Origin of the sequence: Actinoallomurus rhizosphaericola, from assembly GCF_024055675.1 — a bacterium.
Taxonomy (GTDB): domain Bacteria; phylum Actinomycetota; class Actinomycetes; order Streptosporangiales; family Streptosporangiaceae; genus Actinoallomurus; species Actinoallomurus soli.
In genome coordinates, this window is sequence record NZ_JAMXMW010000005.1 from 212,534 (window position 1) to 235,207 (window position 22,674).

At 70.8% G+C, this 22,674-nt stretch carries 22 protein-coding genes; 11 read left to right on the plus strand and 11 right to left on the minus strand.

Annotation, left to right across the window (positions count from 1 at the left end; all coding sequences use genetic code 11):
* Positions 1-2 precede the first annotated feature (2 nt).
* Positions 3-968 (minus strand): TIGR03557 family F420-dependent LLM class oxidoreductase, encoded by a 966-nt coding sequence (locus NE234_RS14560; protein WP_252779962.1) that lies wholly within the window; start codon positions 966-968, stop codon positions 3-5.
* 794 nt (positions 969-1,762) lie between these two features.
* Between NE234_RS14560 and NE234_RS14565 the strand changes: the two genes are divergently transcribed.
* Entirely contained in the window at positions 1,763-2,557 is a 795-nt protein-coding gene (locus NE234_RS14565) for a SecDF P1 head subdomain-containing protein (RefSeq protein WP_252779964.1), read from the plus strand.
* On the opposite strand, the gene NE234_RS14570 is transcribed toward NE234_RS14565, so the two are convergent.
* The 5 genes from NE234_RS14570 to NE234_RS14585 form a co-directional block, all read right to left on the minus strand.
* Positions 2,558-3,358 carry a crotonase/enoyl-CoA hydratase family protein gene (locus NE234_RS14570; protein WP_252779967.1) on the minus strand — a complete coding sequence of 267 codons (801 nt, stop codon included), beginning with the start codon at positions 3,356-3,358 and terminating at the stop codon, positions 2,558-2,560. It lies immediately after the preceding gene.
* Positions 3,359-3,401: 43 nt separating this feature from the next.
* Positions 3,402-4,433: a 2-oxoacid:ferredoxin oxidoreductase subunit beta gene (locus NE234_RS14575; protein WP_252779969.1), complete on the minus strand. Its 1,032-nt coding sequence runs from the start codon at positions 4,431-4,433 to the stop codon at positions 3,402-3,404.
* On the minus strand, positions 4,430-6,268 hold the full coding sequence (locus NE234_RS14580; RefSeq protein WP_252779972.1) for a 2-oxoacid:acceptor oxidoreductase subunit alpha: 1,839 nt from the start codon (positions 6,266-6,268) through the stop codon (positions 4,430-4,432). The genes NE234_RS14575 and NE234_RS14580 overlap by 4 nt, the downstream gene beginning before the upstream one ends.
* Before the next feature lie 256 nt (positions 6,269-6,524).
* Entirely contained in the window at positions 6,525-6,611 is an 87-nt protein-coding gene (locus NE234_RS45915) for a putative leader peptide (RefSeq protein ID WP_406567005.1), read from the minus strand.
* 164 nt (positions 6,612-6,775) lie between these two features.
* Positions 6,776-8,551 (minus strand): hypothetical protein, encoded by a 1,776-nt coding sequence (locus NE234_RS14585; RefSeq protein ID WP_252779985.1) that lies wholly within the window; start codon positions 8,549-8,551, stop codon positions 6,776-6,778.
* Positions 8,552-9,690: 1,139 nt separating this feature from the next.
* Between NE234_RS14585 and NE234_RS14590 the strand changes: the two genes are divergently transcribed.
* Positions 9,691-10,062: an NADH-quinone oxidoreductase subunit A gene (locus tag NE234_RS14590; RefSeq protein WP_252779987.1), complete on the plus strand. Its 372-nt coding sequence runs from the start codon at positions 9,691-9,693 to the stop codon at positions 10,060-10,062.
* 15 nt (positions 10,063-10,077) lie between these two features.
* Here the strand turns inward: NE234_RS14590 and NE234_RS14595 are convergent, their stop codons facing one another.
* On the minus strand, positions 10,078-10,215 hold the full coding sequence (locus NE234_RS14595; RefSeq protein ID WP_252779990.1) for a hypothetical protein: 138 nt from the start codon (positions 10,213-10,215) through the stop codon (positions 10,078-10,080).
* Between the two features lie 232 nt (positions 10,216-10,447).
* On the opposite strand from NE234_RS14595, the gene nuoB reads away from it, so the two are divergent.
* From nuoB to NE234_RS14625, 6 genes are all read left to right on the plus strand, one after another.
* On the plus strand, positions 10,448-11,704 hold the full coding sequence (gene nuoB / locus NE234_RS46250; protein ID WP_305886691.1) for an NADH-quinone oxidoreductase subunit B: 1,257 nt from the start codon (positions 10,448-10,450) through the stop codon (positions 11,702-11,704).
* On the plus strand, positions 11,694-12,356 hold the full coding sequence (locus tag NE234_RS14605; RefSeq protein ID WP_252780003.1) for an NADH-quinone oxidoreductase subunit C: 663 nt from the start codon (positions 11,694-11,696) through the stop codon (positions 12,354-12,356). Before nuoB ends, NE234_RS14605 begins: the two co-directional genes overlap by 11 nt.
* Positions 12,349-13,314 carry an NADH-quinone oxidoreductase subunit NuoH gene (gene nuoH, locus NE234_RS14610; RefSeq protein ID WP_252780005.1) on the plus strand — a complete coding sequence of 322 codons (966 nt, stop codon included), beginning with the start codon at positions 12,349-12,351 and terminating at the stop codon, positions 13,312-13,314. The genes NE234_RS14605 and nuoH overlap by 8 nt, the downstream gene beginning before the upstream one ends.
* A gap of 458 nt (positions 13,315-13,772) precedes the next feature.
* A complete protein-coding gene (locus tag NE234_RS14615; RefSeq protein ID WP_252780007.1) occupies positions 13,773-14,699 on the plus strand; it encodes a hypothetical protein in 927 nt (308 codons plus the stop codon).
* A gap of 10 nt (positions 14,700-14,709) precedes the next feature.
* A complete protein-coding gene (locus NE234_RS14620) occupies positions 14,710-15,075 on the plus strand; it encodes a DUF6317 family protein (protein WP_252780010.1) in 366 nt (121 codons plus the stop codon).
* 109 nt (positions 15,076-15,184) lie between these two features.
* The gene (locus NE234_RS14625; protein WP_252780031.1) at positions 15,185-16,141 is read left to right on the plus strand and encodes a hypothetical protein; all 957 of its coding nucleotides are present in this window, start codon (positions 15,185-15,187) and stop codon (positions 16,139-16,141) included.
* A gap of 119 nt (positions 16,142-16,260) precedes the next feature.
* On the opposite strand, the gene NE234_RS14630 is transcribed toward NE234_RS14625, so the two are convergent.
* The gene (locus NE234_RS14630) at positions 16,261-17,145 is read right to left on the minus strand and encodes a LysR family transcriptional regulator (RefSeq protein ID WP_252780053.1); all 885 of its coding nucleotides are present in this window, start codon (positions 17,143-17,145) and stop codon (positions 16,261-16,263) included.
* 95 nt (positions 17,146-17,240) lie between these two features.
* On the opposite strand from NE234_RS14630, the gene NE234_RS14635 reads away from it, so the two are divergent.
* The 3 genes from NE234_RS14635 (at position 17,241) to NE234_RS14645 (ending at position 20,169) form a co-directional block, all read left to right on the plus strand.
* Complete coding sequence (locus NE234_RS14635) at positions 17,241-18,647, plus strand: MFS transporter (RefSeq protein ID WP_252780055.1); 1,407 nt, start codon at positions 17,241-17,243, stop codon at positions 18,645-18,647.
* Positions 18,648-18,713: 66 nt separating this feature from the next.
* A complete protein-coding gene (locus tag NE234_RS14640) occupies positions 18,714-19,547 on the plus strand; it encodes an alpha/beta fold hydrolase (protein WP_252780058.1) in 834 nt (277 codons plus the stop codon).
* A gap of 40 nt (positions 19,548-19,587) precedes the next feature.
* Positions 19,588-20,169, plus strand: coding sequence for a TetR/AcrR family transcriptional regulator (locus NE234_RS14645; protein ID WP_252780070.1), 582 nt, complete (start codon positions 19,588-19,590; stop codon positions 20,167-20,169).
* A 9-nt stretch (positions 20,170-20,178) separates the two neighbouring features.
* Here the strand turns inward: NE234_RS14645 and NE234_RS14650 are convergent, their stop codons facing one another.
* Genes NE234_RS14650 through NE234_RS14660 form a run of 3 tightly spaced genes read right to left on the minus strand, consistent with a single transcriptional unit; the run spans position 20,179 to position 22,578 of the window.
* Entirely contained in the window at positions 20,179-20,817 is a 639-nt protein-coding gene (locus tag NE234_RS14650) for a response regulator transcription factor (RefSeq protein WP_252780072.1), read from the minus strand.
* Positions 20,818-20,827: 10 nt separating this feature from the next.
* Positions 20,828-22,129, minus strand: a complete 1,302-nt coding sequence (locus NE234_RS14655; protein ID WP_252780085.1) for a sensor histidine kinase — start codon at positions 22,127-22,129, stop codon at positions 20,828-20,830.
* Positions 22,117-22,578: a hypothetical protein gene (locus NE234_RS14660; RefSeq protein ID WP_252780088.1), complete on the minus strand. Its 462-nt coding sequence runs from the start codon at positions 22,576-22,578 to the stop codon at positions 22,117-22,119. The genes NE234_RS14655 and NE234_RS14660 overlap by 13 nt, the downstream gene beginning before the upstream one ends.
* Positions 22,579-22,674 lie beyond the last annotated feature (96 nt).

A 22,674-nucleotide genomic window follows, 5' to 3' on the forward strand; every position in this document is an offset into this window, starting at 1 on the left:
CCTCAGAGCGAGCGCACCGCGGGCAGCAGCTCGCGTTCGGCCCAGGAGATGAAGGAGTCCTGGTGCTCGCCGCCGATCTGCACGAGGGCGATCTCCTCGAACCCCGCGTCGACGAAACCCTTGATCTTCTCCACGTGCTCGTCGACGTCCGGGCCGCACGAGAGCTGCTGGGCGACCTGGTCCGGGGTGACGAACTGACTCGCCGACTCGAACGCGCCCGTGCCCGGCAGGTTCGCGTTGACCGGCCAGCCGAGGCCGAACCACCGGAACTGCTCGTGAGCCCGCTTGACCGCAGCCTCCCGGTCGGTGTCGTACGCGATGGCGATCTGCCCGACGCGCGGCTTGCCGGATCCGCCCGCGGCGTCGAACATCTCGCCGAGCTCACTCTTCGGCTCGGTGGCGATCATCAGATCGGCCTGCTCGCCCGCCAGCCGGCACGACTCGGGCCCCGACACGGCCACGCCGATCGGGATCCGCTCGTCGGGCAGGTCCCACAGCTTGGCCGACTCCACGTCGAAGTGCGCGCCCCGGTAGTCGATCGTCCCGCCGTCGAAGAGCGCGGAGATCACCTCGATCGCCTCGCTCAGCATCTCGTGCCGGACGCTCGTCATCGGCCAGCCCTTGCCCACGACGTGCTCGTTGAGGTTCTCCCCGGCGCCCAGGCCGAGACGGAACCGCCCGCCGGACAGGATCTGCACGGTGGCGGCCTTCTGCGCCACGATCGCCGGGTGGTAGCGCATCGTCGGGCACGTCACGTAGGTCATCAGCGGAATGCGCTCGGTGGCCTGGGCGGCGGCCCCCAGGATCGCCCAGGCGTAGCCGGCATGGCCCTGCGCGGGCAGCCAGGGGAAGTAGTGGTCGCTGATCACCGAGAAGTCGAACCCGGCGTGCTCGGCGGCACGGACGTCGCGCACCAACTGGTCCGGCGCCGCCTGCTCGCACATCATCGTGTATCCGATGGCAACCATGTCTCTTCCCCTCTCCATGGTCCTCGGGCCGGCCGGAACCCGTACCCAGGGTGCTGATGACCTGACGCTAATACCCGACCGCGTCGAGTGAATCCCGAACGGCGCACGTAAGATCGACAACGGCCCCGGACTCGAAACCTCCTCCGGGTTCGGCGCCGCGTTCGCGGCACCTGCTACCCGGACGGGACCGGCGAAAACCTGGGATACGGTCGGCGGCCGCAGACGCGGAAGCCCCCCGGTCTGGCGCGCCAGGCCGTCCGCATGATGCCATTGACCCGATTCACGCCTTGGCGAGAGACTTCCGCCCGCCCCCACGCGGAGGAGAAGACACCTTGAGGTTCGCGGTTCACCGGTCCGCCCGCCGACCGGCCTCCCCGCACGGACAGCCCCAGGAGCCCGGCGGCGACGCCGAGGACACGACCCGTCCGATGCCTCCGGTCCCGCCCCCGCCGTCGGCCGACGCTCCCGAGCCGGGCGCGGCGCCTGCCACAGAGCCCGCGCCTGCCGGTCAGCCGGCGCCTACCGGGGCACCCGCACTTGCCGGGCAGCCGGCGCCTTCCGCGTCGTCTGCGCTCTCCGCGCCTTCCGGACAGGCCGGTGGCGACGCCGAGAGCCCGACCCGTCCGATGGCCCCGGTGGGGTCGCCGGGGTCCGGCGGCGGCGACGCGGCCGGCCGGACGCGCCGGATGCCGCCGGTCGGTACCCCGCTCGCCCCGGCACCGGACGCCGCCGGCAGGACAACCTCCGGCGGCGGACAGCCGTCCTCCTCCGGGGAACCGGTGGAACGGAGGTCGGTGTTGCGGATCGTGCGGCGCACGGGCGCACGGCCGGGCCGGCGGCCCGGCGCGGGGGCCGCGCGGCGGGCCGCCGGCCGGCCGGGGCTGATCGCGGTCATCGTCATCCTGTGGCTCGTCATCGCCGCCATCGCCCTGGCCGGGACGCTCATCGTCGCGTTCTCCCAGGAGCACCCGACGCGCTTCGCCGCACCACTGAAGATCTTCCCGGTCACGCAGGCGATCCCCGGTCAGCAGTGCCCCGCCGGAGTGCAGGGGATGATGGGCCAGACCGGGATCGGGCCCGTCTGCTACGAGCTGACGGAAGGCATCACCATCAAGCGGGTGAACGACCTCCACGTCGAGCGCGCCAAGCAGGGCGGCGGGTACGCCGTCTCGATCAGCCTCATGCCGGCGGACGGCAGGGCGCTCAAGCGCCTCACCCGCAACGCCGCCGGCCGCAACTTCGCGCTGACCGTACGCGACCAGGTCGTGGCCGCGCCCCGGGTCGACGCCCCGATCACCAAGGGCCGGGTGCTCATCACCGGCAACCTCAGCCAGAGCGCCGCCGAAGAGATCGTGAACCGGCTCAAGACCGGGAAGGGAGCGCCGGTGCCCACCCCGACCCCCGTCTACACGCCCCCGGCGCCGGCCCCGAGCCCCACGTCGACCTCGCCGACCCCGTCGCCGACTCCGGACCAGACGTCGACCTCGACCTCGACCTCATCGACCTCGCCGAGCCCGACGCCGACCGGGACGACGTCGACTCCGACCCCGGGCGCGACGAAGACCACGAGCCACCCTCTGTCGGTCTGATCAGCCGCCGAAGGAGCCGTGCCGGCCGGCGCCGTCCCGGAACCGCTGGACGCCGGCCAGGCCGGTCTCCTCGAGGACGGCGCGGCCGTGGCGATACTCGTTCGCGATCGCGGCGTCCTCCTCCAGGCCCTGCTGCTCGAGCATGGACATGCGGTCGTGCCGCAGGCAGTCCTGGGGGAACCCGGCGATCTGGGCGGCCAGCCCCTCCGCGGCCGCGCGCGCCCGTCCCGGCGGCACGACGCGGTTGACCAGGCCCATCTCGTGCGCCTCGGCCGCAGGCACGGCACGACCGGTGAGGATCAGGTCGGCCGCCCGCGACTCGCCGATCAGGCGCGGCAGGCGCACGGTCCCGCCGTCGATCAGGGGGACGCCCCAGCGGCGGCAGAACACCCCGAGCACGGCGTCCTCCTCGGCGACGCGCAGGTCGCACCAGAGCGCCAGCTCGAGGCCGCCCGCGACGGCGTGCCCGCTGATCGCCGCGATCACGGGCTTGGACAGCCGCATTCGCGTCGGCCCCATCGGGCCCTCGGCCGAATGGGACACGTCGTGCGCGGAGGCGCCCGCGCCGGGCGGATCGACCCGGTTGCCGCGGTCGGTGCCCAGCGCCTTCAGGTCCGCGCCCGCGCAGAAGGTGCCGCCCTCGCCCCACAGGACGGCGACGCTCGCCTCCTCGTCCGCGTCGAACCCCTGGAACGCCTCGGCCAGCGCCCGCGCGGTCGGCCCGTCCACCGCGTTACGCACCTCGGGACGGGACAGCACCACCGTCGTCACCGGCCCCTGCTTCTCTACGCGAACGCCCATGGAACCGAACGATTCCATGGGCGTGCGAGCGGAACAAGGGAGGTCAGTCGATGCGCCAGGTGTCCCCGCTGCCGAGCAGGGCCGCCAGGTCGCCCTGGCCCTGCTGGGCGATCGCCTCGTCGATCTGGGTCCGCATCAGCTCGTCGTACGACGGACGCTCGACGTTGCGGAAGATCCCGATCGGCGTGTGCTCGAACGCCGGCGAGTCGAGCCGGGAGAGCGCGAACGCGAGCGAGGGATCCGGGTTCGTGGCGTCGTGCACCAGGACGTCCGGGGAGTCGGCCGGGACGATCTCCAGCGAGCCGGAGGCCGAGCGCCGCAGCGCCTTGTCCCGGTTCGCGCCGAACACGATGGGCTCACCGTGCTCGAGCCGGATCGTCACGTCGTCGCGGGTCTCGGGGTTCTTCAGTGGCGCGAACGCGTCGTCGTTGAAGATGTTGCAGTTCTGGTAGATCTCGACCAGCGCCGTGCCGTTGTGCGTGGCGGCCTCCCGCAGTACCGACTGCAGGTGCTTGCGGTCGGAGTCGATCGTCCGGGCGACGAACGACGCCTCCGCGCCGATGGCCAGCGAGATCGGGTTGAAGGGGGAGTCCAGCGACCCGAGCGGGGTCGACTTGGTGATCTTCCCGATCTCCGAGGTCGGGGAGTACTGCCCCTTCGTGAGCCCGTAGATCCGGTTGTTGAACAGCAGGATCTTCAGGTTCACGTTGCGGCGCAGCGCGTGGATCAGGTGGTTGCCGCCGATCGACAGCGCGTCGCCGTCACCGGTCACGACCCACACCGACAGGTCCGGCCGCGAGGACGCCAGCCCGGTGGCGATCGCCGGGGCGCGCCCGTGGATCGAGTGCATCCCGTAGGTGTTCATGTAGTACGGGAACCGCGACGAGCAGCCGATGCCGGAGACGAAGACGATGTTCTCCCGCTTCAGGCCCAGCTCCGGCAGGAAGCCCTGCACCGCCGCGAGGATCGCGTAGTCACCGCACCCGGGGCACCAGCGGACCTCCTGGTCGGTCTTGAAGTCCTTCGCGGTCTGCCGCTCGGGGTCCTTCGGCACGAGGGCGAGAGGGTCGCTCATGAATTGATCACATCCCGGATGACGTCCGCGAGCTCTTCCGCCTTGAAGGGCAGGCCGCGGACGCGGTTGTAGCCGATCACGTCGACGAGGAAACGGCCGCGCAGGATCAGCGCGAGCTGACCCAGGTTGATCTCCGGCACGATCACCTTGTCGTACGAGCGCAGCACCTCTTCGAGATTGGCCGGGAACGGGTTCAGGTGACGCAGGTGCGCCTGCGCGACCTTGTCCCCGGAGACCCGGATGCGGCGCACGGCCGCGGCGATCGCGCCGTACGTGCCGCCCCAGCCGAGCACGAGCACGCGCGCGTCACCGTCGGGGTCGTCGACGGCCAGCGGCGCGATGTCGCGGGCGATGCCGTCGATCTTCGCCTGGCGGAGCCGCACCATCAGGTCGTGGTTGTCCGGGTCGTAGGAGATGTTGCCGCTGCCGTCGGCCTTCTCGATGCCGCCGATGCGGTGCTCCAGCCCCGCGGTGCCCGGGACGGCCCAGGGGCGGGCCAGCGTGTCCGGGTTCCGCTTGAACGGCTGGAACTCCTCCTGGCCCGGCTGCGCGAAGGCCGGGTCGATCTCCGGCAGCGCGTCGACCTCGGGCACCTGCCACGGCTCGGAGCCGTTCGCGAGGTACCCGTCGGACAGCAGGATCACCGGCGTCCGGTACTTCACGGCGATGCGCGCCGCCTCGATCGCGGTCGCGAAGCAGTCCGACGGCGTCGCGGGCGCCACCACGGGCACCGGCGCCTCGCCGTTGCGGCCGTACATCGCCTGCAGCAGGTCGGCCTGCTCGGTCTTGGTCGGCATGCCCGTCGACGGGCCCGCCCGCTGCACGTCGATGACGACCAGCGGCAGCTCCGTCGCGACGCCCAGGCCGACCGTCTCGGCCTTCAGCGCGAGGCCCGGGCCGGACGTCGTCGTCACGCCGAGCGCGCCGCCGAACGACGCGCCGAGCGCGGCGCCCACCGCCGCGATCTCGTCCTCGGCCTGGAACGTTCGAACCCCGAACCGCTTGTGCTTGGACAGCTCGTGCAGGATGTCCGAGGCCGGCGTGATGGGGTACGAGCCGAGGAACAGCGGCAGCCCGGACCGCACGCTCGCCGCGATCAGCCCGTACGCGAGCGCCATGTTGCCGGAGATGTTGCGGTACAGCCCCGGCGGCAGCGTCGCCGGCTTCACCTCGTACGACACCGAGAACGACTCGGTCGTCTCGCCGTAGTTCCAGCCCGCCTGGAAGGCCGCGATGTTGGCCTTCATGATCTCGGGCTTCTTGGCGAACTTCACCTCGAGGAACCGGACCGTCGCCTCGGTCGGCCGGTGGTACAGCCAGGACAGCAGCCCGAGCGCGAACATGTTCTTCGCCCGCTCGGCGTCCTTCTTGGAGATGTCGAAGTCCTCGAGGGCCTTCACCGTCATCGAGGTGAGCGGCAGCGAGTGCACGCGGTACTCGTCGAGCGAGCCGTCTTCGAGGGGGTTGGCCGCATACCCGACCTTCGCCAGCGCGCGCTTCGTGAACTCGTCGGTGTTCACGATGAGGTCCGCGCCGCGCGGCAGGTCGCCGACGTTCGCCTTGAGGGCCGCGGGGTTCATCGCGACCAGGACGTTCGGAGCGTCGCCCGGCGTCAGGATGTCGTGGTCGGCGAAGTGCAGCTGGAAGCTGGAGACGCCGGGGAGCGTGCCGGCCGGCGCGCGGATCTCGGCGGGGAAGTTGGGCAGTGTTGACAGGTCATTGCCGAAGGCGGCCGTCTCCTGAGTGAAGCGGTCGCCGGTCAGCTGCATGCCGTCGCCGGAGTCCCCGGCGAAACGGATGATGACGCGGTCGAGTTGCCGGACCTGTTTGGTCACAGAGCAGGACCTCCTCGACGCGCGGCACTCGGGCGGAGGGAGGCATCCGCAACCGACGTGCCACTTAGGCTTACCTTCATGCTACGTCCCGGATCACGTGGTTATTTCAACATTGGCCGCTAGAAGCGCGCTTGTGAGATGCGTCGCAGCGCCCAGTGATCCGCCCCGCTCGCATCACGCCCCCGTACTGATTTCCCAAGTCACGGCGTAGGCATACATGCGATGGCGGCTCGGCGCGCTGCGGAGGGCGGCCGGATCAGGCCGCCGCGGGTTCCGGACACAGCGCGCTCGCCGACCGGCAGAGGTCGACGTGCAGCCGTGCGAAGAGCAGGAGTCCGGACACGTGCCGAACTATATGGCCTCACCCATGGCATTCCTCGAAACGGGGAGCCGTGGCATGTCCCGGCGGCCGCGCGGCCCGGGCCCGCGAACGCCGCGAAAACCCGTGAAAACCGGTGGAACAGGGGGCGGCGGGCGCCGGGCCGCACGACCCGGCGCCTCCCGCCCTCAGTTCGTTCGCTGCTCCTCAGTGAGCTTGGCCAGCAGCCCGTTGACGTCGGAGGCGGTGTTGACGGTCCCGGAGAACGACGGCGTCGCGTGGATGGTGAATCGCCCGACGTGCGAGCGGTACCAGGACGACCACTTGCCGCCGCTGGTCCGGCAGGACAACCGCACCTGGGTGTCCATCTTCGTCGACGCGGTGTCGGTGCAGGTGGACACGGCCGCCCCGTCGGTGGCGCCACTGAATTTGATCTTCATGCCGACGCGGACGCCTCCGGTCGAGTCGTGAAGCGACGTCGCCTTGACGTCGGCCCGCACCGTGCAGCTCGACTCGGTGCAACTGCCGAACTGCAGCCTGCTGAGCGGCAGCACGGTCAGGTCGGGGTCGTAGGCGTCCTTCAGCGCCTGCACATCCGTCCGGAGCCCGCTGAACACCTCGCCGGCGCCGGCGGAGGACAGCGCCTTGACGTCGAACACGTACTGATCCGACCCCGAGGCGCCCTCCAGCCGGAGCACCCGGCGGGGTGCGCTCTTCGTGATGTAGTAGGTCCGGGCGCCGACCCTCACCTTGAGGGCCTGCACGCCGTTCACCGTCGTCCGCGCGGCGAGCGGGTCGTTCGCCGCCTGGCCGAGGACGGACGACAGTCGCGCGGGCGCCAGGTCGGCCAGGTTCAGCGTCGTGATGTCGTCAGGGGCCTTCGTCCACGTGCCACTCGCCTTTTCGGCTTGGTCCGAGTCCAGACCCTGGTCGTTCCAGTAGCCGCTGCTCGCCTTCAGGTAGGTGGTCCCGCCGACGTCGACCCGGCTGACCTGCGAACCGCTCGCGCTGAAGGTGCCGCGGGCGCTCCCCGCCTTCGTCACGCTGAACGTCGCCCGGCTCCCGCCGTAGGTGCCCGTGAGCGTCACCCCGGCCGCCTGGCCGATCGCATGACCCGCCTCGCGCGCCGCCTTGCCCGACGTGGTCTTGGGGTCGTCGCCGGAGCGGCCCAGCGCCACGACACCGACGACGGCGAGGACGACGAACACCACCCCCGCGCCGGCCAGCACCGAGATGAGGACGCCCTTCGACTTCTTCGCCCGCGGGGGCGGCCCGTACTGGTACGGCTGGGGCGCGCCCCAGCCCTGCGCGCCGCTCCAGCCCTGCGGGCCGCCGGGAGGTCCGGGTGGGCCGCCGGGGTTCTCCCACGGCCCGGGCCCCGTGGGGTTCCCCAGGTACGGGCCCGGCCCACCGACGCCCTGCCCGTACGGCCCGGGCCCGCTCGGGCCTCCCGCGTACGGCCCGGGCACCGGGTTCTCCCCGTACGGCCCTGGAGCGCCGGGCCCTCCGGGGTAGGGCGCAGGCCCGGCGGGATCACCGGGGTAGGGCCCGGAGGAGGCGGGTCCGCCGGGGTAGGGCCCGGGCACGGCCGGGTTCCCCGCGTAGGGACCGGGAGCGGCCGGGCCGCCCGCGTACGGGCCGGGGCCGCCGGGGTCCTGCGGATAAGGGCCGGGTCCGATGGGACCCGTGTCCGGCCCGTCGGTTCCGGCGGGCTCTTCGGGGCCGCCGGACACGGCGGGCGCGGAGGCCGGGGTCCCTCCCGGACCGAACGGCGCCGCCGGTTGCCGAGGGGCGGCAGGAGCGGACGGAGCAGATCCCGGCTGTCCCTGCCACACTCCGGTCTCGGCCTGCGGCACGGAAGGCTCCGCCCACGCGCCGGTGCGGCCGTCGCCCGGCCCGGCCGACTCCGCCGGTTCGCCCGGACGCGGCTCGTCGCCCGGGGAGGGCGACGCGGCATCGCCCACCGGCCCATCCACCGGGGCGGACTCCCCGTCCGACGCGGACTCGGCGGGCTCTCCGGCCTGGCCAGGCCACCCGGCCTCCGCGGACTGCGCGGGTTCCCCAGGCTGCGCGGGTTGCCCGGGCTGCGCGGGTTGCCCGGGCTGCGCGAATTGCGCCGGCCGGCCAGGCTGTACGGGCACCTCAGGCTGCGCGGACTGCGCGGGGTCTCCGGCCCGGCCGGCCTGCATGGCCTGGCCGGGCTGCCCGGATTGGGCGAAGTGCGCGGGCGGTGGAGGCGGGAGCGGGGCCACCTGCCGGTCGTGCCCCGATCCTGCGCCTTGCGGGGACGGTTCGAGTGGGCTGGAGGGTTCCGTCTCCGCTGGACCTTCGCCTGGTACGGACGTGTCCGCCCCTTCCGGCGATCCGGCGTGCTCGATCTCCTCCGGTTTTCCCGGTTGTTCCGGCGACGGCTCCTGAACGCCGTCTCGCTCCGTGCTCAATGATGTCCCCTGTATAACGATCGACGCCGTGACCTTACGTTTACGCTGATCGTCGGACAAGGCGGAGAAGCGGTCTGTTACCCGGTCGATGCCCGTAGATCACCGTCTGCCGGCCGCGCCCGCGCGGTGCCTCGGCCGGCTCCTCTCCGGCCACCGGCCGGCTCCCCGAACGCCCCGTGTAGCGGCGCGGTGACGTTCGTCCTGGTGACGGGCGGGCGAAACGCTCGGAATGCCGCCATCATCGAGCCGTGGGTTCGCAGGCCCGGGCCGGCCTTTCCGAGAGTTGTCCACAGGTTGTGGATAAGGCCGGTGCCGGTCAATCCCTCTGCCGGATGCTCTCGACCATGGACCCGGTCGTCTTCATCGCCCGAAACGGCGGAGCCGTCACCTGCGCCCGACGGCTGCGCGTGGTCGGTCGCCGGACGGCGGACGCAGTCCTCGCCGACGCCCGTTCCGCGGCACCCTCGCCTTACCCGGCACGCCGCGTGCCGTCGCCCCGCCGTTCGCTACGGCGTGGCGTCTCCCGTACGTCGGCGGCCGAGCGGAGTCTCGGCCCGGCGGCGGACCGCTCACCGAGCGTTCCGCGCCGGCGGGGTGAGGAACGCCGCGTCGGAGGCCAGTCGAGGTCGTCCGCGGCGGGTGATCCGATTACGCTGAGGCTCGTGCACGGCTACTACGGGAACTACCTGACCGTCGTCGTGCTGTTCGCGATCGGCGCTGCGATCGTGGGCGGCGCGCTCCTCGCCAACCGGGCACTGCGCCCGCACCGGCCCACCCCGGAGAAGCTCACGACGTACGAGTGCGGTGTCGACCCGGTCGGTGAGGGCTGGGCGCAGTCGTACGTCCGCTACTACGTCTTCGCGTACCTCTACGTGGTCTTCGCGGTCGACGCGGTGTTCCTGTTCCCCTGGGCGACGGTCTTCTCCGCCAAGGGATACGGCTACGTCACGCTCGGCGAGATGTTCGTCTTCCTCGCCTTCATCACGGCCGGCCTCGCGTACGCCTGGAAGAAGGGCGTCCTCGGCTGGGTCTGAGCCGCAGGCGGCGGGTCAGTCGTCCTCCGGCAGCAGCTCCGCCGGGTCGGACTCCACCGGACAGGGCAGCGTGACCCGGCTCTTGGTCTCGCCGGCCAGGCGTTCGACGAGCCGGTAGGACCAGGTCTCCTCGTCGATCGCATGCACGAGCACGACGGGCGGCTGCTCTCTGGGCTGCGGCGGCCCACGGAATCTCCGCAGCTCCACGCGCCAGAAGCACGGAACGCCGGCGCCGGCGTGAACGGAGGGAGCGACTTCGCACAGTGACTGATCGAATACGCGGTGTCCTGTGAACAGTGATCGGCCGGTGACAAGTCCCCCCACCGCGGCGATCCCCATCCACCTTGCCGTGAGGCACGCCCCAAGGACACGTAAGAATGGGGGCATGGGTGCCGTCGATCTCCCCGAGCCGCGTATCGGGCCCGCCTCCCGGCTCGCCCCGAAGCCGATCAAGTTCGTGCTCAACTGGGGGCGGCGGTACTCCCTGTGGGTCTTCAACTTCGGCCTGGCCTGCTGCGCGATCGAGTTCATCGCGACGTCGATGTCCCGGCACGACTTCATCCGTCTGGGCGTCATCCCGTTCGCGCCGGGACCGCGGCAGGCCGACCTGATGGTGGTGTCCGGCACGGTCAGCGACAAGATGGCGCCGGCCGTGAAACGCCTCTACGAGCAGATGCCCGAGCCGAAGTACGTCATCTCGTTCGGCGCCTGCTCCAACTGCGGCGGCCCGTACTGGGACTCCTACTGCGTGACGAAGGGCGTCGACCAGATCATCCCCGTCGACGTGTACGTTCCGGGCTGCCCGCCGCGGCCGGAGGCGCTCCTGCACGGCATCCTCAAGCTGCAGGAGAAGATCGCCGCCGAGTCGCTCGGTGACCGGTACACCGGGAACGGTGAGGCCGTCGCGCCGCCGCCACCGGTCGTACGGCGGCCGCCCACGCCCGCGGTCCTGCGCCGGCCGCTCGTGCTGCCGCCCGTGCCCGAGCCGGAGGAGATCGAGGCGGCCGAGCAGCCCACGCAGAAGTTCACCGCGCTGAGTGAGGACGTCGCGGTGACGGGAACACAGGAGCTCCCGCTGGCCGCCGTACCGGCGCCCGAGGAGGATCGGGCCGTGACCCGGGACTCCACCGAGACGCAGGACCTGCCCGTCCCCGAACTCCCGGCCTCCGGCGAGTCCTCCTCCGCTGCGGCGGAGACCCAGGAGCTCCCGACGGTGGATCCCGATCCCACCCCGGCTCCGCCTTCGCCGGGCGATCCCGACGTCGCGGACAGGCCGACCGAGGTACTGCCGCCGGTCCCCGACGCGAGCACCACCCAGGACCTCCCCACGCCGAAGGATCCGGGGACGACCCAGGAGCTGCCGGTCCCGGACGAACCCGACCGGCCGGCCGAGACGCCGCCGTCCGCGAAGGGCCCCGACGAGCCGACCGAGGTCCTGCCCACGGTCGACGAGACCGCAGCGGAAGAGCCGGCCGCCGACGCCGTACGCGACGGAGCGGGGACGGAGCGACCCTCCGGCGGTTCACCGGCCGAGGGGCGGAGACGTCGGCTGGGCGGCCGGTTGCGGAGGATCGCCGAGCCGCCCCCCGTACTGGGCGACACCGACCACACCATCATTCCGGGGTTGAGCGATGACGATTGAGCTCGCGGTGTCGTGGGCGCGCCGGTTCGGCGACGACGTCCGCGCGGAGGAGTCCTTCGGCCTGCTGACCGTCGATGTCCCGCCGGAGCTGTGGGAGGAGGCGCTGACGTTCGCGCGCGACGAGCTGGGATGCGGCTTCTTCGACTGGCTCAGCGCCGTGGACGAGCTGGAGCGCGGATTCGCGATCGTGACGCACCTCCACTCGCTCGAGCAGGGGCATCACCTGCTGATACGTACGACGGTGCCGCGAGAGGACCCGCGGCTGGTGAGCGCGACCGCGGTCTACCGTGGCGCGAACTGGCACGAGCGGGAGACGCACGAGATGTTCGGCGTGATCTTCGACGGGCATCCGGACCTGACTCCGCTGCTGCTTCCGGATGAGTTCGAGGGACATCCGCTCCGCAAGGAGTTCGTCCTGGCGGCGCGGGTGGCCAAGCCCTGGCCGGGCGCGAAGGAGCCCGGCGAGTCCGGGCACGGGGCGCCGAGCCGCCGCCGCATGCTGCCGCCCGGCGTACCCCAGGACTGGGGCCCGGCGGCCCGTGCCGCCGCCGAGGCGCGCCAGGGCGCACGCCGCAGCGCGGGAGAGGCCCCCGGAGACCAGCCGGCGCGCCGCCGGGCGCGCGGCATCGACCCGGAGGGCGGCGATGTCTGACGTCCTGGTCGTCGTCGTCAAACTGCTGCTGGTCGTCGGCGCGTTCGCCGTGCTGCCGCTGCTGGTGGGGCAGGCCGAACACAAGGTCATGGCCCACATGCAGGGCCGCCTCGGCCCGATGTACGCGGGGGCGTTCCACGGCTGGGCGCAGCTCGTCGCGGACGGGGTGAAGTTCGCCCAGAAGGAGGACGTGGTCCCGGCCGCCGCCGACCGGCGGATCTTCTCGCTCGCGCCGGCGGTCGCGCTCATCCCGTACCTCGTCGTGCTGATCGTGATCCCGGTCGGACCGGGCGGTCAGGTGGCCGTGTCGATGGACCCGGGGCTGTTCTTCGCCCTGGCGATGATCGGCGTCGGCGTGCTGGGCGCGATCATGGCGGGCTGGGCGAGCGCGAACAAGTACAGCCTGCTCGGCGGCATGCGGGTCGCCGCGCAGCTGCTGTCGTACGAGCTGCCGATGGTGCTGGCCGCCTCCTCGGTGGCGATGGCGGCGGGCAGCCTGAACCTGTCCACGATCGTCGACCAGTGGCGGTGGTGGTGGCTGCCCTGGCAGGTGATCGGCGGAGTGGTGTTCTTCGTCGCGGGCCTCGCCGAACTGCGCCGCCCGCCGTTCGACATGCCGGTCGCCGACTCCGAGATCATCTTCGGCCCGTACACCGAGTACGCCGGACTGCGGTTCGCCCTGTTCCTGCTGGCGGAGTACGCCGGGATCGTCGTGCTGTCCGCGCTGACGACCGTGCTGTTCCTCGGCGGCTGGAAGGGGCCGGTACTCGACACACAGCTCGGCTGGCTCTGGACGCTGATCAAGGTGTTCGTGCTGTCGTTCGTCGTGATCTGGCTGCGGGTGAGCTACCCCCGGCTGCGCGAGGACCAGCTCCAGAAGCTCGCCTGGGCAGGCCTCGTCCCCCTCGCCCTCGTCCAGCTGGCCCTCACCGGCGTCCTCAAAATCGCCATCGGCTGACCGCCCGACCAGCCAGGCGTGGTCGGCGTAGCGGCCGCCAAGGCCTCGGCCCGGTAGGGAGCTCTCGCAGCAGAGTGACTCGGAACAGCGCACCGGTCAGGGACTGGCTGGTCGATGCCGCGAGGGCGGGAGTCCTGTGCCGTGTTCAGTCGGATTCGGCCGGCTCTGCCCTGACTACTAACCCGGTGGGGTGGTGCTGTCAGGGTGTGGTCAGCGTTGTGGCGGGCGCAACGCTCGGTGAAGCCGCAACGAGTCCTAATTCCGGGGCAGAATGCGTCGATAGTCAGATACCGACAGAAACGTCTGCGACGTAGTTGGTTGACGAGCACTTTACGGAGAACTACTGTGAGCTTCACTCATTCAAAGTGATGACCTGCGATGAGTCACGGGGATGAAAGAGCAGGTCTGGGCGCTGATGGGCGGGGTGACTGTGACGTGCGTTGGCTCTCCCTGCCTCGGTGCGCGACTCGGCAATCCGTGAGTTGATGTCCTCAGCGGCGTCGATGGAAGCTAGCGAAGTCGTTCCAGAGTGGACAGTGGGCGCATTGGATCACGATAACGGTATTGGAATGGCCGATAATCTAGAAACGGCCTGGCGCGAATCCGAATGCAGAGAGTCTGCCACCTCCTCGTCTCTGGCTACCGGCGCCGCGCGGCGCGCTGGCGGTCGACGTTCTCGAAGGATGGCCGCGTCGATCGCCATGGTGGGTGCCTTAACGTCGGGCATGCTCGCCTCTTGCTCGGATGATCCCTCGCGGCACGGAACCTCTCCGACGCCCACCCCGACCGCCCTGAAGACCACGGGAGTGGCCCTCCCGCTGAAAGCGACACACGACGCCCACGGGCTGATCGTCACACTGCCCGAGATCACCAGTGTGCTCGGACGTACACCGCTTCCCGACGTGACCCTGTTCGCTGATCGGACATATCCCGAGAATCTTAACGGCATTCAAGTGATCAAGGAAGAAGGTGGTGGCCTCAGCCGAACCTCGGAGAAATACAGGATGCTAAATATAACATTGCTCAGGTATCCGTCAGCTGGATTGATTGGTAAGTCATGGGGCATCGAAGGTCCGGGCCCGTATCGCGAGGATGCGCATCATTGGTACGGGGTGTCGGGTCATATCGCTAACCTCGGTGATGCGGCCATCGTCTTCCAGACGGGGGATGCTTCGTCCGGTTATGTCGCCGGACGGTCGATTGACTTCGACGTCATCGGCGGGAAAATAGAAGCGCGATACAAGAATGTAATGATCGATATTGCTCTAAACGGTGCTGATTATGATGTTTCGGTGAATGGGAAGGTTCGCGTTACTCACGAATCATTCGCGCAAACGAAAAGGAAACTGATGATGGTGGCCAAAGAAATAGTCGAACATCTCTAGGGCGGATATCGTGTCGGAGCCGAAGGGGCGTCTCCATGTCGTGGTGGAGGATCTCGACGCGGCGAGCGGCGAATTCTCAAAGCTGGCGGGGGAGTACAGTCAAGGAATGCCCTATGACGGCGCCCAGTGTCCATTCGGGTGCCCCCGGGGCGGGACTGAGCTTTTCGATAAGATCCTCGAAAATACGCTTCGCTTGATCGGCCAAGTCCACGTCGAGATCGGTCAGGCCATGGGTAATCACGGTGTGAAACTGGGGCAGGCCGCCGCGCGCTATGCTTCGAGCGAAGCGCAGGCGTTGGGGATCATCGCCGACGTGTTCTTGGCTGCCGACACCGCTCCCCTTCCGCCGGATCAACCACTAGATGGTGGGCATTAAGGGGATTCTAATGACGGGCAATACACCTGGCCCTGCGGATTATCCTTATAGGGCCACACTCAACTTCCCGCCGCCTAAGATCGCGAAGGCTCGGCCGACCCTCTATCCCATGCAGGCGAATTTTATATCCGGTGACCCGCAAGGTCTTTATCGGTTGGCGGGAGAGATGTATGGCTATGTCGCAGGGCGGTCGGGTGACACGGTCCGGCTCTTAGCGCGGACGGTCGACCACCTGGTGAAGGACGACGGCCAGCCAGGCGGCTACACTCCGGGGCCGGATGGTAAAGGGTGGATCGGGTACACCGCGTTCGTCTTCCGTCAGACGTTCATCTCGGACGCTGCGATGATGAACGGCCTCAACTCGGTGATATGCTCGATCGCGAAGACAGTCGATGATCTGGCGGTCGGTCTCTCTTATCACGAACTTCAGCTCGAGCTGGCGTTGGAGAAGTTCGCGAAGGGAAATCCGCACGCCGCCGGTTTCAGCCTCAATTGGCTCGCTACCTCCGGGAAGGGAACGAGCCCTACGTTCGATTTCACCAATCTCGCCCCTCCCGCCGTACGTAACGACTCGACGGGCTTCTATAACTTCATCGGCAACTGTAACGTCATCGGCCAAGTCTTCTTCACTCGGGCGGACAAGCTGCGGCACACTGCGGCGTCGCAGCTCGTCGCGGTCGGGAAGGTGCTGGAAGAGGCGCTCAGCTATTACGCGAACTACTCCGCATCTCCTGGCTCTCCCACGGCGATGGACCCGAGCGTCCTGATCACCTCGAGTCAGGCCAAATCGAACTCTCAGGCACAGAAGGACCTGGAAGGCCAGTACGACAAGCTCGTGGGGCAGCTGAACGCGTCCTCGCTCAACCAGGACTCCGCCGAGAAGGTGCTGAAGGATCTCAACCTCGGTCAGGAGAAGGCGACCAAGATCGTCGGAAGCATCAAGAGTGCCAAGGGTGACCTCGACGACCTTAAGGGCGCCAAGGATGTGCTGGGCAAAGGGAATGCGCTCCTCTCCTTCGTCGGCAACGCCATGCCGCTGCTGATGGAGATCGGGTTGCTCGGATGACGCCTGCCGGATCACTCGAGGGTCTCGTCGGCTGAGTTCCGGAGGCGGTGGCTCCCGCCCCTGCGGCCGCAGATGATCGCCCCGGATCCGTTCGTGACTCCGGCCCCTGCCGTGTGGACTCAGGCGAGGGCGCGGGCGTGCTCCACGAACCGGTGGACGGTGGGGTCCGGGTCGTCGCGTCGCCAAGCCACGCCGACGGGGACGGTCGGCACGGGGTCGGCGAAACGCCGAATGGCGACGCCGGGCATCCGCAGGTTGTGCGCCCGGCCCTCGGTGACGAGGGTGAGGCCACGTCCCTGGGCGACCGCCTGGAGCATGCGCTCCTCCTCGGGTTCCCAGTGTGCGACAGGCGGGCGTACGCCCTCACCGAAGACCTGGTCGAGCATCCGGTCCCACATTCCCGGACCATGCTCGCGCGGCCACCAGATGAGCGGCTCGCCGGCCAGGTCGCCGCGTCGGATGCGGCGCTTGCGGGCCAGCGGATGTGTCGAGTGCACGGCCGCCACGATCGGCTCCAGGCCGATCTGCACGCAGGCCAGGTCGTCACGCAGGTCGATGGGCGGGCGGACGAAGGCGATGTCGATCTCGCGGTCGCGTAGCCGCTGTTCGTGCAGGGCCGTGTAACCGCTGGTGAGCTGCAGCTCCACGGCGGGATGGCGGTCACGGAACCGCTCGATGAGGTCCGTGACGACCCCGCCGGGAGCCGACCGGGTCAGGCTGACGACCAGACGGCCGGCCTGGCCCGCGCCGTGGCGCCGCGCCAGTGCCACGGCCGCGTCCGCGCGGGCGATGACGTCCTTAGCCGCGGGCAGGAGCGCCGTGCCGGCCTCGGTGAGCGAGACGCCGCGCCGGTTGCGGTCGAACAGGGTCACCCCGAGCTCGCGTTCGAACGCCTTGATCTGCTGACTGAGGCCCGGCTGTGCGACGTGCAGGCGCTGCGCCGCTCGCCCGTAGTGCAGCTCCTCGGCGACAGCCACGAAATACCGCAGATGCCGCAGTTCCATAGGACTACAGGCTACCAGCGGTGAGAAGTCCCGCTTATCACAGCAGAACATCCTGGACTTGGACGGTGCGGCCGGCCGTCTGGCCGAATGAGGTCATGGCTGTTCTGACGACACTTCCGACCACGCCGGCCCGGGTCGGCGCGAAGCAGTGGATCGCGCTGGCGTCGGTGTTGCTGGCCACGTTCATGGGGCTGCTCGACGCGAGCATCGTGACGGTCGCCGCTCCCTCGATCCAGCGGAGCCTGGGGGCGTCGTTCGGCGAGGCGCAGGCGGTGATGGCGGGTTACACGCTCGCGTACGCCGTCGGCCTGGTCACGGGCGGCCGGCTCGGCGATCTGTACGGCCGCCGGCGGATCTTCCTGACCGGCGTACTGCTGTTCATGATCATGTCGGCCGCGTGCGCGGCGGCTCCCACGGCACCGGTTCTGATCCTCGCCCGGGTGGCGCAGGGGCTGGCCGCCGCCGTGATGCTGCCGCAGGTGCTGGCGATCATCCAGAGCTCGTTCACCGGCCCCGAGCGGTCGAGCGCACTCGGCCTGTACGGCGCCACCATCGGCCTCGCCTCGATCGCGGGCCAGATCGTTGGGGGCGCCCTCCTCGCCTGGAACCCGCTGGGGCTCGGCTGGCGCGGGGTCTTCCTCGTCAATCTGCCGATCGGTCTGGCCGCCATCGTGGTGGCGCGATGCACGGTCGGCGAGAGCCGGGGGCCGAGGGCCCGTCTGGACCTCGCGGGTGCGGCGGTCCTCGCGCTCGCGCTGACGGGGCTGCTGCTGCCCGCGGAACTCGGCTGGCCGCTGTGGGGCTGGCCGGTCCTCCTCGCGGGCGCCGGGCTGCTGGCGGGATTCGGGTTCCTGGAGCGCGGCAGGACGAACGCGCTGGTGCCGATGCGGCTGCTGGCCCGCCGGGCGATGGTGCGCGGGCTGGGCACGGTCCTCGCCTTCTACGCCGGCAACGCCGGGTTCTTCCTCCTGCTGGCCTACCACCTCCAGGCCGGGCTGGGGGAGAGCGCGCTCGGCAGCGGGTTGATCTTCGCACCCCTGGGAGTCGGCTTCGCGGTGTCGAGCCTGCTCGGCAAGCGGCTCGGCGCCCTCGTGACCGGAACGGTCCTGATGGTGGTCAGCCTCGCGGCGGTGGTCCTCGTCGTGATCGCCGTGCCGTCGTCGTCCCAGGTCGTCTGGCTGCTGCCGGTGCTCGCGCTGTCCGGCGTCGGGGAGGGGCTGGTCGCGGCCCCGCTGGTCGGCCGGATTCTCGCCGGGGTCGACCCCGCGGACGGCGGCGCGGCGAGCGGTGTGCTGCTCACCGCGACGCAGGTGGCCAACGCCTCCGGCGTCGCGCTGATCGGTGGGTTGTTCGCCGCCGTGCTCGGCGGGACGCCCGGCGCTCCGGGGTCGGATTTCGGCCGCTACGTCCACGCGACCGGCGTCACCGGCGTGGTCGTCCTCGTTCTCGCGGCCCTCACCGGAGCGCTCGCCCGCACGCTCGGCCGTGGGCGGCGCGGGTAGGCGGTTGACGCGCTCGGCTAATTAGATTAGCTTTATGGCTATCAAGATTAGCCAAAGGAGATGGCGATGACCGAGTTCCTGGATGTTGACGGTGGGCGGATCGCGTACGAGGTGGCCGGCGAGGGGCCCCTGGTCGTGCTGGCGCACGGGATGGGGGATCTGCGCAGCGCCTACCGCTTCCTGGCGCCCCGGCTCGTCGAGGCCGGGTTCCGGGTGGCGAGCGCCGACCTGCGCGGGCACGGCGAGTCCAGCACCGGCTGGGCCTCCTACAGCCGTACGGACACGGCCGGGGACCTGCTGGCGCTGATCCGCCACCTGGGCAGCCCCGCGGTCGTCGTCGGCCACTCCTTCGCCGGTGGGGCCGCCACGATCGCGGCGGCCCAGGAGCCGGATCTCGTCAACGCCGTCGTCGAGATCGATCCGTTCACCCGGGCGCAGAAGCTCGACCTCGGTGGACTCCTGCGGGTCGGGCGCTACCGCAAGGGCCTGACCCTGCTCATGCGGGCGGGGATGTTCGGCAGTCTGGAGGCGTGGGCACGCTACCTCGACCACGCCTACCCGGTCACGAAGCCCGCCGACTTCGCCGACCAGGTCGGCGCGATCCGCGCGAGCCTGAGCGACAAGGACCGGATGGCGGCCCTGCAGAAGATGGGGCAGTCCAAGCCGACCGACGCCGGCGCACAACTTCCGAACCTCTCCTGCCCGGCCCTGGTCGTCATGGGCACGCTCGACCCCGACTGGGCCGACCCGAAGGCCGAGGCGGACGGTGTCGTGGCCATGATGCCCGCCGGGCGCGGCACCGTGGCGATGATCGAGGGGGCCGGGCACTACCCTCACGCGCAGTTCCCCGAGGAGGTCGCAGCGGTCATGGTGCCGTTCCTCAAGGAGCACACGGCCTGATCGAGGAGCGTACGGCCGCCTGACCCGAGAAGGAGGAGCGATGCCACGGGGCAGACTGACCGCGGCCGACGTCGTGCGGGCCGGCGCGGAGCTGGCCGACGAGGTCGGCTACCAGGACCTGGCGATGGGCGCGCTCGCCCAGCGGCTCGGCGTCCGCGCGCCGTCCCTGTACAAGCACGTCGACGGCCTGGACGACCTGCGGCGCAGGGTCGCGGTCCTCGCGGTGACCGAGCTCGGCGAGGCGGTACGGGCCGCGATCCAGGGCCGGGCGGGCTCGGACGCGCTGGCGGCCTTCGCCCGGGCGTTCGCGGCGTACGTCACCGCCCACCCCGGCCGTTACGCCGCGACGATCGGAGCCGAGGTCACCGGCCCCGGCGACGAGCTCTACGACGCGAGCGCCCGGGTGCTGGAGTCGATGGCCGCCATCCTGCGGGGATACGGCGTCGATGATGACGAGATGGTGCACGCGCAGCGCACGCTGCGGTGCCTGTTCCACGGGCTCGCCGCGCTCCAGGCCGCGAACGGCTTCCAGTGGACCGGCGACACCGACGAGAGCTTCGACTGGATGATCGGCTTCGTCGACCGCGGCCTCCGAGGCGAGAAGACCACGGTCTCCGGGTGAGAAGGCCGGTCAGGACCTGAGATAGCGCAGGACGGCCAGCACCCGGCGGTGGTCGTCGCCGGACGGCGCCAGGCCGAGCTTGGTGAAGATGTTGGCGATGTGCTTCTCCACCGCCCGGTCGGAGACGACGAGGGTCTTGGCGATCGCCGCGTTGGCCCGGCCCTCGGCCATCAGGGCCAGGACCTCCCGCTCGCGCGGGGTCAGCGCGTCGACGCCCCGGTGGCGGGAGCCGAGCAGCTGGGCGACGACCTCGGGGTCCAGGGCGGTTCCGCCGGCGGCGACCCGCCGCAGCGCGTCGACGAAGTCGTCCAGGTCGGCGACGCGCTCCTTGAGCAGGTAGCCGACGCCGGCGGGCGACCCGGCGAGCAGGTCGGCGGCGAACCGCGTCTCGACGTACTGGGAGAACAGCAGGATCCCCACGCGCGGATGGTCGCGCCGCAGGTCGATCGCCGCGCGCAGCCCCTCGTCGGTGTGCGTCGGCGGCATCCGTACGTCGATGACGGCGACGTCGGGGCGATGCTCCGCGACCGCCTCCCGCAGCGCGGCGGCGTCCCCCACCCCCGCGATCACCTCGTGGCCGCGCGCGGCGAGCAGCTGGGCGAGCCCCTCCCGCAGGATGACGGCGTCGTCGGCGATCACGATGCGCATGGGCTCGTCCTCAGGCGTGGGAAGGGAGTTCGATGCTGATCACCGTAGGGCCACCGGCCGGGCTGTCGACCTCCAAGCGGCCGTCGACGGGCCGGATCCGCTCGGCGAGGCCGGACAGGCCCGACCCCGCGCCGACGACCGCGCCGCCCGCGCCGTCGTCCCGTACGCGCAGGCGCAGCCGGTCGTCGCGCTGCACCACCTCGATCTCGGCACGGGTGGCGCCGCTGTGCTTGATCACGTTGGTCAGCAGCTCCGCCGCGCAGAAGTACGCGATCGACTCGATCGCCGCCGTGGGCCGTACGGGAATGTCGGCGCGCAGCTCGACGGGCAGGCCGGCGCGCGCCACGAGCGAGGCCAGGGCGGCGTCCAGGCCGCTGTCCAGGACCGGCGGGTGGATGCCGCGTACGAGCTCGCGCAGTTCGGTGACGGCCTCCCGGGCCGTCGCCTGGGCGGCGGTGGCGAGGTCCCGGACCGGGCCCTCCGGTGCCGTCTCCCGCAGCAGGGTGAGCTGCATCGTCAGCGCGACGAGGCGGGCCTGCGCGCCGTCGTGCAGGTCGCGTTCGATGCGGCGGAGCGTCGCGGCGGCGTCGTCGACCGCCCGCGCGCGGGTCTCCTCCAGCGTGCGGATGCGTTCGGCGGGGGAGGAATCGCCCAGGAGCCGCCGGATCAGCGTCCGGTCCAGCAGCACGACCGCGCGTACCGCCGTGGGCGCGACGAACAGGAGGACCGCGCCGACCACCGAGACGAGCAGGGCGCGGGGCCAGGTGTCGAGGTGGAGTCCGCCGACCGCGAAACCGTGCCTGATCATGCCCTGCTCGTCACGGGTCGTGACCTCGTTCAGGCCGAACGCGTGCTGCAGCGGATAGGTCAGCGCGACGAAGCCCCATCCCCAGGTGAAGAGGATGACGTAGAGGTGGAGGAGGGCGACGGGCAGCCGCAGGAGGAGATACGCCATCGCCCGCCAGCCGGCGGCGTCGCCGAGCACGGCCTGGACCCGGCCGTAGAACCCGGTGCCGGGGCGGTGGGGCGCCGGCGGCGGCACGCGCTCGCCGAGGAGCCGCCCGGCGAGCCCGCGGTACAGGCCGCCGAACCGCCGGGCGCCGATCAGGGCCACGGCGAGGAGCGGAATGCCGGCCGCGGTGACGGCCAGGCCGGTGCCGAACACCAGCGTCGCCATCGCGTAGCCGAAGCCGAGGACGGCCACCGGCATGGTCACCACGGCGTACAGCAGCTCGCCCGCCGCCCGCCGGCCGAAGGCCGCCCACATGGCGGTCGCCGGACGGGACGCCGCGCCGGGGATCAGCCGTGCCATCGCCCCAGGACCCGGACGTGCAGGGCGGTCAGGCCGCGCAGGATCCACGGCATGAGGTACAGGAAGGTCAGCCCGCCGAAGACGGCGTGGAAGGCCCACACCCCGGCGAACGTGGGGCCGCCCCACGCGTGCTCGTACGATCCGCCCATGCCGATCAGCCAACGTACCGGGTAGCCCAGGTTGAGGGCCACGAGCGACCACCCGTAGCCGATGATCACGAGGCTGACGAGGGCGAGCGGCAGGACGGCGACGCCGCGCAGCCGGCCGGCCCGCACGCCGCGGCCGAGGAGCGCGCCCGCCAGCCGGCGCTGCACCCGCCCGCCGTCGGCGACCGCGACCACCGCGGCGACGGGCGCCAGCAGAACGTAGGCGGTGCGCCGCCACGGCTCGGCGGTGAACGGCGTCCGCCACCAGCCGGTCATCAGGGAACCAGAGGTCAGAGCGGTCATCGGGGATCTCCTCCGTCGAGCGGCGATGTCGTGCCTTCATGCTCGCGGCCGAGCGCCTCACCGGGCGATCGTGAGAGTACGGATATCCGGGGTTCG

Bases quoted from the DNA above. Each gene is read 5' to 3' on its own strand.
- NE234_RS14560 (WP_252779962.1), bottom strand. From the start codon at position 968: ATGGTTGCCATCGGATACACGATGATGTGCGAGCAGGCGGCGCCGGAC.
- NE234_RS14570 (WP_252779967.1), bottom strand. From the start codon at position 3,358: ATGGGCGTTCGCGTAGAGAAGCAGGGGCCGGTGACGACGGTGGTGCTG.
- NE234_RS14575 (WP_252779969.1), bottom strand. From the start codon at position 4,433: ATGAGCGACCCTCTCGCCCTCGTGCCGAAGGACCCCGAGCGGCAGACC.
- nuoB (WP_305886691.1), top strand. From the start codon at position 10,448: ATGGGTGCCGTCGATCTCCCCGAGCCGCGTATCGGGCCCGCCTCCCGG.
- NE234_RS14605 (WP_252780003.1), top strand. From the start codon at position 11,694: ATGACGATTGAGCTCGCGGTGTCGTGGGCGCGCCGGTTCGGCGACGAC.
- nuoH (WP_252780005.1), top strand. From the start codon at position 12,349: ATGTCTGACGTCCTGGTCGTCGTCGTCAAACTGCTGCTGGTCGTCGGC.
- NE234_RS14625 (WP_252780031.1), top strand. From the start codon at position 15,185: ATGCAGGCGAATTTTATATCCGGTGACCCGCAAGGTCTTTATCGGTTG.
- NE234_RS14630 (WP_252780053.1), bottom strand. From the start codon at position 17,145: ATGGAACTGCGGCATCTGCGGTATTTCGTGGCTGTCGCCGAGGAGCTG.
- NE234_RS14635 (WP_252780055.1), top strand. From the start codon at position 17,241: ATGGCTGTTCTGACGACACTTCCGACCACGCCGGCCCGGGTCGGCGCG.
- NE234_RS14640 (WP_252780058.1), top strand. From the start codon at position 18,714: ATGACCGAGTTCCTGGATGTTGACGGTGGGCGGATCGCGTACGAGGTG.
- NE234_RS14645 (WP_252780070.1), top strand. From the start codon at position 19,588: ATGCCACGGGGCAGACTGACCGCGGCCGACGTCGTGCGGGCCGGCGCG.
- NE234_RS14650 (WP_252780072.1), bottom strand. From the start codon at position 20,817: ATGCGCATCGTGATCGCCGACGACGCCGTCATCCTGCGGGAGGGGCTC.
- NE234_RS14655 (WP_252780085.1), bottom strand. From the start codon at position 22,129: ATGGCACGGCTGATCCCCGGCGCGGCGTCCCGTCCGGCGACCGCCATG.
- NE234_RS14660 (WP_252780088.1), bottom strand. From the start codon at position 22,578: ATGACCGCTCTGACCTCTGGTTCCCTGATGACCGGCTGGTGGCGGACG.